Source organism: Sphingomonas fuzhouensis (genome assembly GCF_034659795.1).
GTDB classification, from domain to species: Bacteria; Pseudomonadota; Alphaproteobacteria; order Sphingomonadales; family Sphingomonadaceae; genus Sphingomonas; species Sphingomonas fuzhouensis.
In genome coordinates this window covers 272021-285331 of sequence record NZ_JAXSQY010000003.1, presented here as the reverse complement: position 1 = coordinate 285331, position 13311 = coordinate 272021, and the positions used below count along the sequence as shown (strand labels likewise).

General features: G+C 67.0%; 17 protein-coding genes. 9 read left to right on the top strand and 8 right to left on the bottom strand.

Annotated elements, in window-relative coordinates; all coding sequences use genetic code 11:
• Positions 1 to 129: 129 nt before the first annotated feature.
• The 8 genes from U1H82_RS09565 to U1H82_RS09530 all read right to left on the bottom strand — a co-directional run bounded on the left by U1H82_RS09565 (position 130) and on the right by U1H82_RS09530 (position 6537).
• Positions 130 to 948, bottom strand: coding sequence for a sigma-70 family RNA polymerase sigma factor (locus U1H82_RS09565; protein WP_322964697.1), 819 nt, complete (start codon positions 946 to 948; stop codon positions 130 to 132).
• Entirely contained in the window at positions 945 to 3026 is a 2082-nt protein-coding gene (gene flhA / locus U1H82_RS09560) for a flagellar biosynthesis protein FlhA (protein WP_322964696.1), read from the bottom strand. Before flhA ends, U1H82_RS09565 begins: the two co-directional genes overlap by 4 nt.
• A 3-nt stretch (positions 3027 to 3029) precedes the next feature.
• Positions 3030 to 3884 (bottom strand): lytic transglycosylase domain-containing protein, encoded by an 855-nt coding sequence (locus U1H82_RS09555; protein WP_322964695.1) that lies wholly within the window; start codon positions 3882 to 3884, stop codon positions 3030 to 3032.
• A 222-nt stretch (positions 3885 to 4106) separates the two neighbouring features.
• Positions 4107 to 4418 (bottom strand): flagellar protein FlgN, encoded by a 312-nt coding sequence (locus U1H82_RS09550; RefSeq protein WP_322964694.1) that lies wholly within the window; start codon positions 4416 to 4418, stop codon positions 4107 to 4109.
• A complete protein-coding gene (flgM, locus tag U1H82_RS09545) occupies positions 4415 to 4651 on the bottom strand; it encodes a flagellar biosynthesis anti-sigma factor FlgM (protein ID WP_322964693.1) in 237 nt (78 codons plus the stop codon). The genes U1H82_RS09550 and flgM overlap by 4 nt, the downstream gene beginning before the upstream one ends.
• A gap of 151 nt (positions 4652 to 4802) precedes the next feature.
• A complete protein-coding gene (locus U1H82_RS09540) occupies positions 4803 to 5300 on the bottom strand; it encodes a flagella basal body P-ring formation protein FlgA (protein ID WP_322964692.1) in 498 nt (165 codons plus the stop codon).
• A complete protein-coding gene (locus tag U1H82_RS09535; protein WP_322964691.1) occupies positions 5300 to 5845 on the bottom strand; it encodes a hypothetical protein in 546 nt (181 codons plus the stop codon). Before U1H82_RS09535 ends, U1H82_RS09540 begins: the two co-directional genes overlap by 1 nt.
• Positions 5842 to 6537, bottom strand: a complete 696-nt coding sequence (locus U1H82_RS09530; RefSeq protein WP_322964690.1) for a motility protein A — start codon at positions 6535 to 6537, stop codon at positions 5842 to 5844. Before U1H82_RS09530 ends, U1H82_RS09535 begins: the two co-directional genes overlap by 4 nt.
• 223 nt (positions 6538 to 6760) lie before the next feature.
• Between U1H82_RS09530 and U1H82_RS09525 the strand changes: the two genes are divergently transcribed.
• From U1H82_RS09525 to U1H82_RS09485, 9 genes are all read left to right on the top strand, one after another.
• On the top strand, positions 6761 to 7111 hold the full coding sequence (locus tag U1H82_RS09525; RefSeq protein WP_322964689.1) for a flagellar basal body rod protein FlgB: 351 nt from the start codon (positions 6761 to 6763) through the stop codon (positions 7109 to 7111).
• Positions 7112 to 7114: 3 nt separating this feature from the next.
• Positions 7115 to 7525 (top strand): flagellar basal body rod protein FlgC, encoded by a 411-nt coding sequence (gene flgC, locus U1H82_RS09520; protein WP_322964688.1) that lies wholly within the window; start codon positions 7115 to 7117, stop codon positions 7523 to 7525.
• 2 nt (positions 7526 to 7527) lie between these two features.
• Entirely contained in the window at positions 7528 to 8223 is a 696-nt protein-coding gene (locus U1H82_RS09515) for a flagellar hook assembly protein FlgD (RefSeq protein ID WP_322964687.1), read from the top strand.
• 29 nt (positions 8224 to 8252) lie between these two features.
• Positions 8253 to 9542, top strand: coding sequence for a flagellar hook protein FlgE (locus tag U1H82_RS09510; protein WP_322964686.1), 1290 nt, complete (start codon positions 8253 to 8255; stop codon positions 9540 to 9542).
• 29 nt (positions 9543 to 9571) lie between these two features.
• Positions 9572 to 10327: a flagellar basal-body rod protein FlgF gene (locus U1H82_RS09505; RefSeq protein WP_322964685.1), complete on the top strand. Its 756-nt coding sequence runs from the start codon at positions 9572 to 9574 to the stop codon at positions 10325 to 10327.
• 13 nt (positions 10328 to 10340) lie between these two features.
• Entirely contained in the window at positions 10341 to 11129 is a 789-nt protein-coding gene (gene flgG, locus U1H82_RS09500) for a flagellar basal-body rod protein FlgG (RefSeq protein ID WP_322964684.1), read from the top strand.
• A gap of 74 nt (positions 11130 to 11203) precedes the next feature.
• Positions 11204 to 11872 carry a flagellar basal body L-ring protein FlgH gene (locus tag U1H82_RS09495; RefSeq protein WP_322964776.1) on the top strand — a complete coding sequence of 223 codons (669 nt, stop codon included), beginning with the start codon at positions 11204 to 11206 and terminating at the stop codon, positions 11870 to 11872.
• A gap of 11 nt (positions 11873 to 11883) precedes the next feature.
• The gene (locus U1H82_RS09490) at positions 11884 to 12981 is read left to right on the top strand and encodes a flagellar basal body P-ring protein FlgI (protein ID WP_322964683.1); all 1098 of its coding nucleotides are present in this window, start codon (positions 11884 to 11886) and stop codon (positions 12979 to 12981) included.
• Positions 12978 to 13307: a rod-binding protein gene (locus U1H82_RS09485; RefSeq protein WP_322964682.1), complete on the top strand. Its 330-nt coding sequence runs from the start codon at positions 12978 to 12980 to the stop codon at positions 13305 to 13307. Before U1H82_RS09490 ends, U1H82_RS09485 begins: the two co-directional genes overlap by 4 nt.
• The last annotated feature ends 4 nt before the right edge of the window (positions 13308 to 13311 follow it).

Sequence of the window (13311 nt, the reverse complement as noted above, 5' to 3'; positions counted from 1 at the left end):
CACCCATTCCTCCCCTGTAAGGGGAGGGGGACCAGCGAAGCTGGTGGAGGGGTGTCCCGCTATCGAGAGGGCGACACCCCTCCGTCAGGCCTTCAGCCTGCCACCTCCCCTTGCAGGGGAGGAATCAATTCAACGCTGGCTGGCCAGCGCTTTTTTCAACCGGGCATGGGCCGCGCTCTTGATCTGGCAGACGCGCGCCGCGCCGACGCCCAGCACCTGGCCAATTTCCTCCAGGTTGAGTTCCTCGACATAATAAAGCTGGATCACCATCGCCTCGCGCTCGGGCAGGGCGGTGATGGCGGCGATCAGCGCGTCGCGCAGGTCGCTTTCGGCCAGCTGTTCGAAGGCGTCGGGCGTGTCGTCGGCGAACCAGGGCAGATCGTCCGAATAGACATCGTCGATCGCCTCCATCCGCACGGCCTCGGCGGTCTTATAGTCGGCGCGTAGCCGCTCGACCGTGATGCCCAGCTTTTCGGCGACCGCCTCGTCAGCCGGGATTTGACCCCCGGTCTGCGACAGGGCGTTGACCGCCTCGTGATATTGGCGGCGGCGACGCATCGCGCCGCGCGTCGTCGTCGCCTGACGCCGAAGCTCGTCGATCATCGCGCCGCGCAGGCGCGACTTCAGATAATGGCCGAACTCGACGCCACGCTCCTCGAACGAGGCGGCGGCCTCGACCAGGGCGACCAGGCCGACCTGGACCAGATCCTCGACCTCGATCATGCTCGACATCGACCCATGCACATGCCACGCGATCCGGCGGACCAGCGGCAGATGCTGGCGGATGATCGCATTGGCATCGGCGCCGGGGACGCCCGCACGGCGCGGCGCCGGGCGATAGGTCAGCGGTCGATCGACGGCCGTGGGATTGGCCAGGGCGGGATCGAAATTTACCGGGTTGAAGCTCTGCGCGTCCATGAACGCGCCGCTCAGGGGATGTGCGCTCATGCGGCCAACGCCTGTTGCTGGTGATGATGGGGAGAGCCGATGACGGCGACGACTTCGACGGCCTTGTCCTCGGGCACTTCAAAGAAGGAGAGGACGGGGGTGTCGGGCAGGCAGGTGCGGACCAGCTTGCGCATCGCGATGCGCACGCCCGGTTGGACGACCAGCGCGAAGGGCTTGGCCTCGGCGATCAGCGGCTGGGCGGCTTGGGTCAGCGCCTCGGTGATGCGACGGCCCAGATCGGGTTCGATCACATGGCGGCGTGCGGTGTCGGCGCGCATGGCCTGGCCCAGCAGCCCTTCGAGCTGACCGTCCAGCGTCATGACGCGCAGCGGTTCGCGCATCCCGCACAGCTTCTGGATGATGAGCGCGCCCAGCTGCGGCCGGATCAGCTCGACGATCTCTTCGGCGTCGAGCGTCTTCTGGGCCGCCACGGCGATCGCGCTGGCGATGCGGCGGAACTCCTTCAAGGTGATATTCTCCGAAAGAAGGCCCTTGAGAACCTGGGTCAGGGTGGTGAGCGGCAAGGGGTTTGGGCTGAGCGAGGCGGCGAGTTGCGCGGCGCGCTCCTTCAGCCCGTCGAGCAGCGACTGGACCTCGTCGGGGCCGAGCAGCTCGGCGGCGTTCGAGGACAGGATGTGGTTCAGGTGCGTCGCCATGACGGTGCCCGGATCGACGACCAGATAGCCCATGCCGGTGGCGGCATCGGCGTCGCCCTTCAGAATCCAGGTGGCGGGCAGGCCGAAGGTCGGGTCCTTGACCGGCTTGCCGCTGAGCGAGCCGAACGCCTGGCCGGTGTCGAGCGCCAGCATCTCGTCGGGCGACACCTGATCCTCGGCGGCGACGACGCCGTTGATGAGGATGCGATAGCTATAGGGCGCCAGGTTGATGTCGTCGCGGACGCGGGCTTGCGGCACGACGAAGCCGAGATCCTTGGACAGCTGGCGACGGACGCCGGTGATGCGGGCCATCAGCGGCGCACCGCGACGCTCGTCGACCAGCGGCACCAGGCCGTAGCCGATGTCGATATGCACCTGCATCCCGTCGATGACCTCGTCCCAGCCGATGCGCGACGGATCGACCGGTTCGGCGGCGGGGGGCGGGGGGACGGGGACCGGGCGCTTCTCGATCTGGCGCAGCTTCCAGGCGGTGAACCCGGCGATACCGGCGGCGGGCAGCAGCACCAGATGCGGCATGCCGGGCAGGACGCCCAGCAGGCCCAGGATCGCGGCGACCGGAATCCAGGTCTTGGACGCGCCGAACTGCGACCCGATCTGGCCCGCCAGATCCTTGTCGGACGACACGCGCGTCACAATGGCGGCGGCGGCGATCGACAGCATCAGCGACGGCAACTGCGCGACCAGCGCGTCGCCGATGGCGAGCAGGATATAGGTCTTGGCCGCGTCGGCGATGCCCATGCCATGGCTGACCGGACCCAGGATCAGGCCGCCGATGACATTGGCCGCCAGGATCAGCATGGCGGCGACCGCATCGCCCTTCACGAACTTGGACGAACCGTCCATCGAGCCGTAGAAATCGGCCTCGGTCGACACCTCGACGCGGCGCGCCTTGGCCTGGTCCGGCGTGATCAGACCGGCGTTCAGATCGGCGTCGATCGCCATCTGCTTGCCGGGCAGCGCGTCCAGGGTGAAGCGGGCGGACACTTCCGACACGCGGCCTGCGCCCTTGGTCACGACGATCAGGTTGATGATCATCAGGATCGCGAAGACGAAGAGGCCCACGACATAGTCGCCGCCGATCAGGAAGGTGCCGAACGCCTCGATGACGTGACCCGCCGCGCTCTCGCCCTCATGGCCATGGACCAGCACGATGCGGGTCGAGGCGACGTTCAGGCCCAGGCGGAACAGGGTCGCGAACAGGAGGACGGTCGGGAAGGCCGAGAAGTCGAGCGGCTTTTCGGCGTTCAGCGCGACCATCAGCACGGCCAGGCTGATCGCGATGTTGGCGACGAAGAAGATGTCGAGCAGCGCCGGCGGGATCGGCACGACCATGACCAGCACCAGCAGCAGGATCGCGGCGGGCAGGGCCATGGTACGGCCGCTGGAGAAGAGCTTGCCCATCGCTTAGCCACCCATCCGTGCGAGCATCATATAGGCGAGGCGCGCATGATCGGGCTTGGGCCGCAGCACGCTGTCGCCGGTGGTGTTTCCACGCATGCCCAGCTGGTTCATGGTGCTGTTGGCCCAGGCGATCGCATCGGCGGCGCTTTCATTGTTGCCGGTGACGACGGTCGCCTCGCCATTGGTGCCGGACAGGGCAAAGGCCTGGGCGGCGAATTGCAGATTGGCGGCGCGCGTCTCGTCGCTATCCGCCTGGGTTCCGGCCAGCTTGGCGGAAAAGCGGTCGTAAATGTCCGAGAGCGAACGCGGCTGACCGTTCGAGGCGTAGAAGACCGAACGGTTGGCACGCGCGGCGGCGGGGAAGAGCGCGGCACCGCTGGCCTGCGGGTTGCTGGCCATGGTGCCCAGGAACTTGGTCGCGCCGCCCAGACCCAGGAAATGCGCCATGTACAGGTCGGTGCCATTGGCGTCGCGGCCCAGCGTCGATTCCAGCGCGGCCTTGTTGTCCGAGGCATGTTCGGCCGCCATCAGCGAGGCGGCGGTGGGGTCGTTGCGCAGGCCCATCACGGCCGAGCGCGCGCCGCCGGAGACATAATAGCGTCCGCCCGACTGGCCGATCGCATCGGCGGCCCAGCCCAGGCCATGTTCGGCGCCGTGCTTCTTCACGACCGCCAGCCAGCTCTGCTCGACGAACTGGTACAGTCCCGAGGCCGAGGAGGTGCCCGCGCGGGCATTGGCGTTCAGGCCGGATTCCAGCTTCGCCTGGCCGAGCAGATAGCCGAAATCGACGCCCGTGCGGCTGGATGCCAGCGCGATGGCCGATTGGATTCTGGCGTGGGAGACGGGTTGGACGGTCATGCTGTATCAGAAAAGCCTTTGTTCGGGCTCTACACAGCAAGGGGCGTGCCAATTTCTGACGGTGCCGACAGATGTGCGACATGAATCGGCGCGGGGCACAAAAAAAGCCCGGAAAACCGGGCTCTTGTCGATCTGGGGTTTCAGGTATGGCCAGGGGGGCTGCCGCCATTGCCGCTGCCGATCCGGCAAAGCGGCAACGCGTTGCCGCCCGGCAAGCGGCAATCAGGCATAGGCGCGCATGGCGGGGCGATAGCCCATGCCGGAGTCCCCGGTCAGCGTCTGCAACCGGCGGCGGACATTGGCCGCCATCAGGTTGACATAGATGCGGCAGGTCTCGTTCAGGCGATTGGCCTCGTCGGCCAACTCGCGCAGTTCGGGGCCCGCAGGGCCGGTGCCGAGGGCAGCGACCTCTTCGATCGCGGCCAGCTTGTCGGTGGTCGCGCGTTCCAGCGCGGCGACGTCGTTGACCTTCAGTGCCGCGATTTCGCGATGAAGGGCCTCGATGACCCGGATCAGAGCGTCACGGCGCGTCATTTACCATTCCAATCGAGCTTCAGCGCAATCATCTGGTCGGCGATGGTCGCCGGCAGGATCGGAAAATCGCCATTGGCGATGGCCTTCTTGATCTGGGCGACACGATCCACATCGACCGGCGGTTGCGCGGCCAAGGTGCGGGCCATGTTACTGACGCCGCTCATCTCGTTGTTCGCCTTGACCGGGGCTTGCGCGGTCTGGGTGGTGCCAGCGAGCGCGTTGGGACGCGCCACGGCGGCGACCCGCCCGACCCTCGCTTCCCCGGCACTCAGCCTTGTTACATCCACCATGCCCGCACCCTCTGGTTCCGCTGACATGAGGTATAACGGCCGAGCGCCCGTATTCTTTAGCGGGAATTTACGCTCCCTGTCGGGATTTTCATGGTCATTCCGACCAGCCGGGCAGGGTGGCGCGACCGCTGGCGAGGGCCACCGCCTGGATCGGCTGGCGGGCGGATTCGATGCGCACCGGAAAGTGCGCGCCGGGGGCTGCGTCGGCCATGGCAACCCCTTCTCTTGTAATGGAAAATCCGTCCGATCCAGCCTCGATCACGATCGGGTCGCCGCGTTTGATGACGGGTTCGGCCTTCACCACGGCAGCCGCGACCACGCGCGGTTCGGCGGGCTTGGGGGTGGAGAGGACGGGCACGAAGATGCGCCATTGCGGGCTGGAACAGGTGATGACGACCGCGTCATGCGCCTCCGTCCGCCAGGACAGCGCGACCGTGGGGCACTGGGCCAGCTTCAATCGATTGTCGATCGGCGAACGTGGGCCGCCCTCTATGCCGACCGGGCGGCCGGTAAAGGCGGTGACGGCGGCATCGAGCGCGGCGATATCCTGGAAACCGGCGGCACCGGCCAGAAGCAGGGACAGGATCATCATCAGGGTCTCCGTGAAGGCTCGCCGGCAAAGACGAGCGTGACCATCGCGACGCGAGGGCCCGGCTTTCCGGCGGTGGACAGGATCAGGCGGTCGGCGGCGGCGGGGCCGATCAGCGCGGCGGCGGCGCGCGCGCGGTCGGCGGCCAGCACGACCGAACTATGGCTCAGGGAATCGACATCGGCGGCGCTGCCATCGGTGGACCCGACGATCGCCAGACGGACGCGCGGATCGGCCAGCGCCTCGCGCGCCCAGGGGCCGAACAGCGGATCGGGTTCGATCGGTACGGCCGACCCGGCGGCAAAGCTCAGCGAGGCGGCGGCGACCGGCATGGCCGGGGGCGGGGCAGGGGGCAGGCGCAGCGCCTGATCGGCATGGTCGCCCGCGCCGAACTGCGCGCGCAGCCCGTTGAGCAGCGCGGGCCGCCGCTCCGCCCCGGTCGCCTGGACCAGAACGAGGAAGCCGACCAGCAGCAATGCCAGGTCGGCCAGCGTCATCAGCCAGATCGGGCGCGTGGGTGGCGCCTCGGGGAAGAAGGGTTCGGTCATGCGACGCTCACCAGATTGGGGGCGGCTTTGGCCGCGGGGCTCGTCCCGCGCGACGGGCGCGGCGCCTCGCGCGCGGCCAGTGCGGCCAAGGGGGCCACCAGGCGGGTCCGCTCGAACGCCTCGATCCGTGCCGCGCGGCGCAGCCGCATCGCGATCGGCTGGGCGACCAGATTGGCAAAGAGCGCGCCGTACAGCGTGGCGAGCAAGGCGATCGCCATCGCGCCGCCGATCCGCTGCGGATCGTTCATCGTCGCGAACATCGTGGCCAGACCGATCAGCGTGCCGACCATGCCCATGGCGGGTGCGATCTCGGCCGCGCCGGTCCAGGCATCGGCGACCGCGACATGCCGCTCGACCCGCGCGGTGCGCGCCATGGTCAGGCGGTTGGCGACGGCCTCGGCCGCTTCGCCATCGACGATCGCGGCGACCGCCTCGGCCATGTCGGGATCGGTGATGACCGAGCGGTCGAGCGTCAGAACGCCGTGGCGCTTGGCCATGCGCGAGAGATGCGCGATCTGCTCGACCAGCGGGTCGGCCGAAAAGGGGCGTCGCGCCAGCACCGCCAGCGCCCGTATCGCGCGCCTGGCATCGCGCCAGGGCGTGCGGAGCAGCGTTGCGATCAGCGTTCCGCCCAGCACGATGGCGAGCGCGGCGGAATCGAAGAACTGGTGAAGCGGAGGAAGTGCGGTCATGCGCGCTCCCACGCAAAGACCGGGCCAATTCGGCATCGGCCCGGCAGGGCGGCCAATGGAGCAGGGCGCGCTGCCGCCGCATTGCCGCCGACCGGCAAAAACCGGCAACCGCTTGCCGAACGACGTGCCGGAAGCGCTGCCGCCTCTCCTGCACAGGCAATTGGCACGGTCATTGCGTGAACCCGGCCATCGCGATGTTCCGCGTGGGAAAGGAGGTTGAACGATGGCCGCAGAAACACTGTTCGGCGTGCACGGTGCCGCACTGGAGGTGCGGGCGCAGCGCATGGGTGTCCTGGCGTCGAACATCGCCAACGCCTCCACCCCCGGCTTCAAGGCCCGCGACATCGACTTCAAGGCGGCGCTCGCCGCGGTCGAGGGCGGTCAGGATCAGGGCCGGGGCATCGCGGATGCGATGAAGTACCGCGTGCCGATCCAGACCTCGCTCGACGGCAACACGGTCGAACTCAACCAGGAACAGACCGCCTTTGCCGAGAATGCGGTCCAGTATCAGACGACGCTGTCGTTCCTGAACGGCCGCATCTCCACCATCACCCGCGCGCTGAAGGGCGAATAAGCGATGCCGAACGGACCGCTTTCCATCTTCCAGGTCGCCGGGCGCGCCATGTCGGCGCAGCTGGTGCGGATGAACACCACCGCGTCGAACCTGGCCAATGCCGGTGGCATCGCCGGGTCGGTCGAGACCGCGTACAAGACGATGAAGCCGGTGTTCCGCACCAGCTTCGACGCCGCGACCGGCCTGTCGACCGTCGATGTCGAGAAGATCGTGACGGCGGGCGAAGACCCCACCAAGCGCCACGATCCCAACAACCCGGTCGCCGACAAGGACGGCAACGTCTTCGAGGCGGCGGTCGACGAAACCCGCGAGCTGGTCGACATGATGGAGACCGCCCGCACCTATCAGAACAATGTCGAAGTGATGCAGACCGCCAAGTCGCTGATCCTCGATACCCTCAAGCTGGGCCGCTGATCATGACCTCCACCGCGATGGACTCGACGCTCGACAATCTGGGCATCAAGCGCGCCGGTAGCACGACCAGCGGCACCGCCGCCTCGTCCTCGGCCAAGAAGACGACGCTGGGCCAGTCCGACTTCCTCCAGCTGCTCACCGCGCAGTTGAAGAACCAGGACCCGTTCTCGCCGATGGACAATACCCAGATGGTTGCCCAGATGGCGCAATTCTCCAGCGTCGCGGGCATTTCCGAGATGAACAGCACGCTGTCCTCGATCGCCACCAAGCTGAACGCCACGACGCCGTCGGACGCGATGAACTATGTCGGCAAGACCGTGCTGACCCAGGGCAACACCGCCTATGGCCGGACCAGCGGCGGGCTGGCGGGCCAGGTCGAACTGGACGGCGCGGCATCGGACGTGTCGGTGACGATCGCGGATTCCAGCGGCGCGGTGGTCAAGTCGCTGTCGCTCGGCAAGCAGACCGGCGGCACCGCCAGCTATGACTGGGACGGCAAGACCGATGACGGCAAGGAAGCCGGTTCGGGGCCCTTCACCATCTCGGTCTCGGCGATGAACGGCAGCACGACGATCGGCAGCCGCTCGCTCGTCTGGGCGCCCGTCCAGTCGGTTTCGATGCCCTCCACCGGTTCCCCCGTCCTGACCGTCGCCGGTCTCGGCCAGGTCCAGCTTTCCGCCGTCCGCTCGGTCGGTTGATCCCCCTTTACGCACCAGGAAGATAGCCCATGTCCTTCTACACCTCGCTCAGCGGCCTTCAGGCTTCGCAGACCGACATGTCGGTCATCTCGCACAACCTTGCGAACGTCGGCACCAACGGCTTCAAGAAGAGCCGCGCCGAATTCGCCGACGTGATGGCGGCCAATTTCTCGACCGATCCGTTCAAGCAGGTCGGCTCGGGCACGGTGGTCAAGGCCAACCGGCAGGAGTTCAAGGAAGGCAATTACACCAGCACGTCCAACGCGCTGGACCTCGCCATCTCGGGCGACGGCTTCTTCACGGTGCAGTCGGGCGGGACGACCGGCACGCTGCAATACACCCGCAACGGCTCGTTCCAGGTCGACACCAACAACTATGTCACCGACACGCAAGGCAACCGGATGCAGGTGTTCCCGGTCGACAAGGACGGCAACGTCACCTCGTTCGGCAATGACGGCCTGACCAGCCTGCAACTGCCGCCGACCAGCGGTACGCCGGTCGCGACCAAGAGCGTGACGCTGGACATCAACCTGTCGAGCACCGCGGTCGCGCCGACCGGCGCGTTCGACCGGACCAACATGGGCACGTACAACAACACGACCCAGACCAAGATCTACGACACGTCGGGCAATGCCATGACGCTGACCAACTATTATGTCCTTGAGCAGTTGCCGACGGATTCGAACGGCAAGCCGATCCAGCCCGCCGACGGCAGCAGCAAGTGGAAGGTCTATAGCTACGTCAACGATCAGCAGATGACCCAGAACGGCTCGACCGCGCCGATCGAGATGGTCTTCGATTCGGGCGGCAACCTGAAGTCGCCGTCGGCCCCGGTGAAGTTCGACAACTACACCCCGCGCACCTCGATCATCTCGCAGCCGCTGACCCTGGACTATACCGGGTCGTCGCAGTCGGGTTCGATCTTCTCGGTCGCCTCGCGCACCCAGGACGGCAAGGCGGTCGGCCTGCTCTCTGGCGTGTCGGTCGGCGAGAACGGCCTGGTCACGGCGTCCTTCACCAATGGCGAGACCGCCAATCTGGGCAAGGTGGCGGTGGCGACCTTCGTCAACATGCCGGGCCTGCGCCAGGAAGGTAACAGCTATTGGGAAGCGACCGGCAAGTCGGGCGACGCCAAGTTCGGCACCGCCAATGAAGGGGCTTACGGCGCGATCCGGTCGAGCACCATCGAGGGGTCGAACGTCGACATCACCGAGGAGCTGGTCAACCTGATCGCCGCACAGCGCGACTTCCAGGCGAATGCGAAGGCGCTCGATACGTCGAGCCAGATCTCGCAGACCATCTTCAACATCCGCAGCTAAGCACGCCAGGGGGCTAACGGGGAACCGCGATGGACAAGCTGGTCTATACGGCATCGACGGGCATGCGGGCGCACATGGCGGCACAGACCGCGATCGCCAACAACATGGCCAATGCCTCGACGATCGGGTTCCGCGCCGACCGCGTCGTGTTCGACCGCATCGACCTGAAGGGCGGCGGCGCGGCGTTCGAGGCGCGGATGCCCACCGCCGAGGAAGTGACCGACGCCGACCGCGCGCCGGGCACGGTCCAGCATACCGGCAACGCCCTGGACGTCGCGATCGCGACGTCGAGCGCCTGGCTGGCGGTGCAGGCCCCGGACGGTTCGGAAGCCTATACCCGGCGCGGCGACCTGGAGGTCACGGCCTCGGGCGTGCTGCAGACCGGCGACGGCTATCCGGTGATCGGCCAGAACGGCCCGATCACGGTGCCGCCCTATAATTCGATGACCGTCGCCCCCGACGGCACGCTGTCGATCATTCCGCTGGGCGCCGGGCCCGATACCCAGCCCCAGGTGATCGACCGCATCAAGCTGGCCGACACGCGCGGCACGCAGACGGTGAAGGGTCTCGACAATCTGCTGCGCGTCAAGGGCGGCGGCACGATGCCGCAGGACATGGACGCCACCGTCCAGTCGGGCGCGCTCGAAGGGTCGAACGTCAACATGACCCAGACGCTGGTCGACATGATCGAGAACCAGCGCAGCTACGAGGTGCAGGCCAACCTCATGAAAGAGGCCAAGTCGTTGGATGAGAACAGCGCATCGCTGATGCGTCTGCCGAGCTGAGGAATAAAGGTTTATGTCTTCCGCCGCTTTGCACGTCGCGCGCACCGGGCTCGATGCCCAGGATATGCGCATGCGGGTCATCTCGAACAACCTGGCCAACGTCAACACAACCGGGTTCAAGCGCGATCGCGCCGCGTTCGAGACGCTGGCCTATCAGACGATCACCGCGCCCGGCGCGGCCAGCTCGACCGAGAGCAAGTACGCGACCGGTCTGAACCTGGGCACCGGCGTCCGTATTCAGGGGACCGCGCGCATCAACACGCAAGGGTCGATGCAGACCACCAACAACAGCCTCGACATGGCGCTGGACGGTGACGGCTTCTTTCAGGTGCAGATGCCCGGCGGTACGCTCGGCTATACCCGCGCGGGCAATTTCTCGCGCTCGGCCGAGGGACTGTTGGTCACCGCCGAAGGCTATCAGGTGATGCCGGGTATCACCATCCCCGAGGGCACGACCCAGATCACCATCGGCACCGACGGCACCGTCTCGGCGACCCTGCCGGGCCAGACCGCGGCGGCCGAGATCGGCCAGATCCAGATCGCCAGCTTCCCGAATGCCGCGGGGCTCCAGTCCAAGGGCGACAATTACCTGACCGAAACCGCCGCCTCGGGCGCCGCGAACATGGGTGTCGCCGGGCTCGAAGGGCGCGGGCAGATTCGTCAGGGCATGCTCGAAGGCTCGAACGTCAACGTCGTCGAGGAGCTGGTCGACATGATCGAGACCCAGCGCGCCTATGAGGTCAACTCGAAGATGATCAAGTCGACCGACGAGATGCTCCAGTACGCGAACCAGAATCTGTGACCATGACCATCCGCTTTCCCACCTTGCGTTTCGACTATTGGACCGAGCTGGCGCTGTCGGCGGCGGCGGGCACGATGGTCGCCGCCGCGCTGATCCCAGCACCCGCCCATGCCAGCCTGTTCGGCCGCAAGAAGCCCGCCGAGGACTTCACGACGGTTCGTCCCGCGCCGATGCCGATGCAGCCGGTCGCGCAGCCCGCCCAGCCCAATGGCGGCATCTTCCAGGTGTCGGACGGCTATGCCGCGCTGTACGAAGGCTGGCGCGCGCGCAAGGTCGGCGATCCGCTGACCATCGTGCTCGTCGAGCGGACGGCGGCGTCCAAGTCGGCCAATTCCAAGCTCGGCTCCAAGGGCGATCTGGGCATCAACCCGCCGACCACCGGCCCGCTCGGCTCGCTGCTGAAGTCGACCGATATCGGCATGGGCGGCAGCCGCAACTTCAACGGATCGGGCGCGGCGGATCAGTCCAACTCGCTGTCGGGCGAGATCACCGTGACCGTGGCGCAGGTGTTCCCCAACGGCACGATGCTGGTTCAGGGCCAGAAGCGCGTGACGCTGAACCGCGGGGACGAGTTCATCCAGATCAAGGGGCTGGTCCGCATGGCCGATGTCGGCATCGACAATCGCGTGCCGTCGACCCGCGTCGCCGATGCGCAGATCGCCTATACCGGCAAGGGCGATGTCGCCCGCGCCAGCCGCCAGGGCTGGCTGAGCCGCTTCTTCCAAGCCGTCAGCCCGTTCTGAGGCCTTTGACCATGATCGTCCGCTTCCTTCTCGCGCTCCTCGCCACCTTCGCGATCGCAGGCCCGGCCTCGGCCGACCGGATCAAGGATCTGGGCGGGTTCCAGGGCATTCGTTCCAACCAGCTGACCGGCTACGGCGTCGTCGTCGGCCTGCCGGGCACGGGTGACGACAATCTGGAATATACCGTCCAGTCGCTGAAGGCCGTGGTCTCGCGCTTCGGGCTGCAGCTGCCGCCGACCGCCAATCCGGGCATGAAGAATGCCGCGGTGGTGATGGTCACGGCCGAGCTGCCGCCCTTCGCCAAGCCAGGGCAGAAGCTGGACATCACCGTCGCCTCGATGGGCAAGGCCAAGTCGCTTCGCGGCGGCAGCCTGATCCTCACCCCGCTTCAGGGTGCGGACGGCCAGATCTATGCGATGGCGCAAGGGAATCTGGCGGTCGGCGGTCTGGGGGCCGAAGGCGCGGACGGATCGAAGATCGTCGTCAACATCCCCTCGGTCGGTCGTATCCCCGAAGGGGCGACGGTCGAGCGGGCGGTCGCCACCGGCTTTGACACCGCGCCCAGCCTGACCTTCAACCTGGCGCGCGCCGACTTCACCACCGCGCAGAATGTCGCCCAAGCGATCAATGCACGGCTGGGGCTGGGCACCGCCCAGGCGATGGACGCCGTGTCGGTCGCGGTGCGCGCGCCGATGGGCGCCGATGTCCGCGCCACGCTGATGTCCGAGATCGAGAATCTCAACGTCACCTCGGCCGAGCCGCCCGCCAAGGTCATCGTCAACGCCCGCACCGGCACCGTCGTCATCAACTCGGCAGTCCGCGTCGGCCCGGCGGCGGTCACCCATGGCAAGCTGACCGTGAAGATCGACGAGCAGCAGCGCGTCAGCCAGCCCGGCCCGCTCAGTGGTGGCCAGACGGCGGTGACGCAGAAATCCGGCGTCTCGGTCGAGGAGGAGAAGCGTCCGATGTTCATCATGGCCCCCGGTCCCAAGCTGGCCGACGTGGTGAAGGCGGTGAACGCGATCGGCGCGGCCCCGTCCGACCTGGTCGCCATTCTCGAAGCGCTGAAGGAAGCCGGCGCGCTCAAGGCGGAGTTGATCGTCCTGTGACCCAGAGCATCGCACCCACGTCCCCCGCATCGGCGGCCTCCGCCATCGCGGGCACCGTATCCACCGACACCCGCCGCCTGTCGACCGGGGCCAATCTGGACAAGGCGGGCACCCAGTTCGAGGCGATCTTCACCGGCATGATGCTGAAGGCGATGCGCCAGACCAAGCTGAGCGAAACCATGTTCGACTCCAAGGCGCTGGACACGTTCCGGGACATGCAGGATCAACAGGTTGCCCAGACGATGGCGACCCAGGCGCCGCTGGGGATCGGCAAGGCCGTGACGGCATTCCTCGCCAAATCTCAACCTGTCGTTAACCAGACATAACGTA

Excerpts from the sequence above, each read along its gene's own strand:
- U1H82_RS09565 (WP_322964697.1), bottom strand. The coding sequence starts at position 948 with ATGAGCGCACATCCCCTGAGCGGCGCGTTCATGGACGCGCAGAGCTTC.
- flhA (WP_322964696.1), bottom strand. The coding sequence starts at position 3,026 with ATGGGCAAGCTCTTCTCCAGCGGCCGTACCATGGCCCTGCCCGCCGCG.
- U1H82_RS09555 (WP_322964695.1), bottom strand. The coding sequence starts at position 3,884 with ATGACCGTCCAACCCGTCTCCCACGCCAGAATCCAATCGGCCATCGCG.
- U1H82_RS09550 (WP_322964694.1), bottom strand. The coding sequence starts at position 4,418 with ATGACGCGCCGTGACGCTCTGATCCGGGTCATCGAGGCCCTTCATCGC.
- U1H82_RS09540 (WP_322964692.1), bottom strand. The coding sequence starts at position 5,300 with ATGATGATCCTGTCCCTGCTTCTGGCCGGTGCCGCCGGTTTCCAGGAT.
- U1H82_RS09535 (WP_322964691.1), bottom strand. The coding sequence starts at position 5,845 with ATGACCGAACCCTTCTTCCCCGAGGCGCCACCCACGCGCCCGATCTGG.
- U1H82_RS09530 (WP_322964690.1), bottom strand. The coding sequence starts at position 6,537 with ATGACCGCACTTCCTCCGCTTCACCAGTTCTTCGATTCCGCCGCGCTC.
- U1H82_RS09525 (WP_322964689.1), top strand. The coding sequence starts at position 6,761 with ATGGCCGCAGAAACACTGTTCGGCGTGCACGGTGCCGCACTGGAGGTG.
- flgC (WP_322964688.1), top strand. The coding sequence starts at position 7,115 with ATGCCGAACGGACCGCTTTCCATCTTCCAGGTCGCCGGGCGCGCCATG.
- U1H82_RS09515 (WP_322964687.1), top strand. The coding sequence starts at position 7,528 with ATGACCTCCACCGCGATGGACTCGACGCTCGACAATCTGGGCATCAAG.
- U1H82_RS09510 (WP_322964686.1), top strand. The coding sequence starts at position 8,253 with ATGTCCTTCTACACCTCGCTCAGCGGCCTTCAGGCTTCGCAGACCGAC.
- U1H82_RS09505 (WP_322964685.1), top strand. The coding sequence starts at position 9,572 with ATGGACAAGCTGGTCTATACGGCATCGACGGGCATGCGGGCGCACATG.
- flgG (WP_322964684.1), top strand. The coding sequence starts at position 10,341 with ATGTCTTCCGCCGCTTTGCACGTCGCGCGCACCGGGCTCGATGCCCAG.
- U1H82_RS09495 (WP_322964776.1), top strand. The coding sequence starts at position 11,204 with ATGGTCGCCGCCGCGCTGATCCCAGCACCCGCCCATGCCAGCCTGTTC.
- U1H82_RS09490 (WP_322964683.1), top strand. The coding sequence starts at position 11,884 with ATGATCGTCCGCTTCCTTCTCGCGCTCCTCGCCACCTTCGCGATCGCA.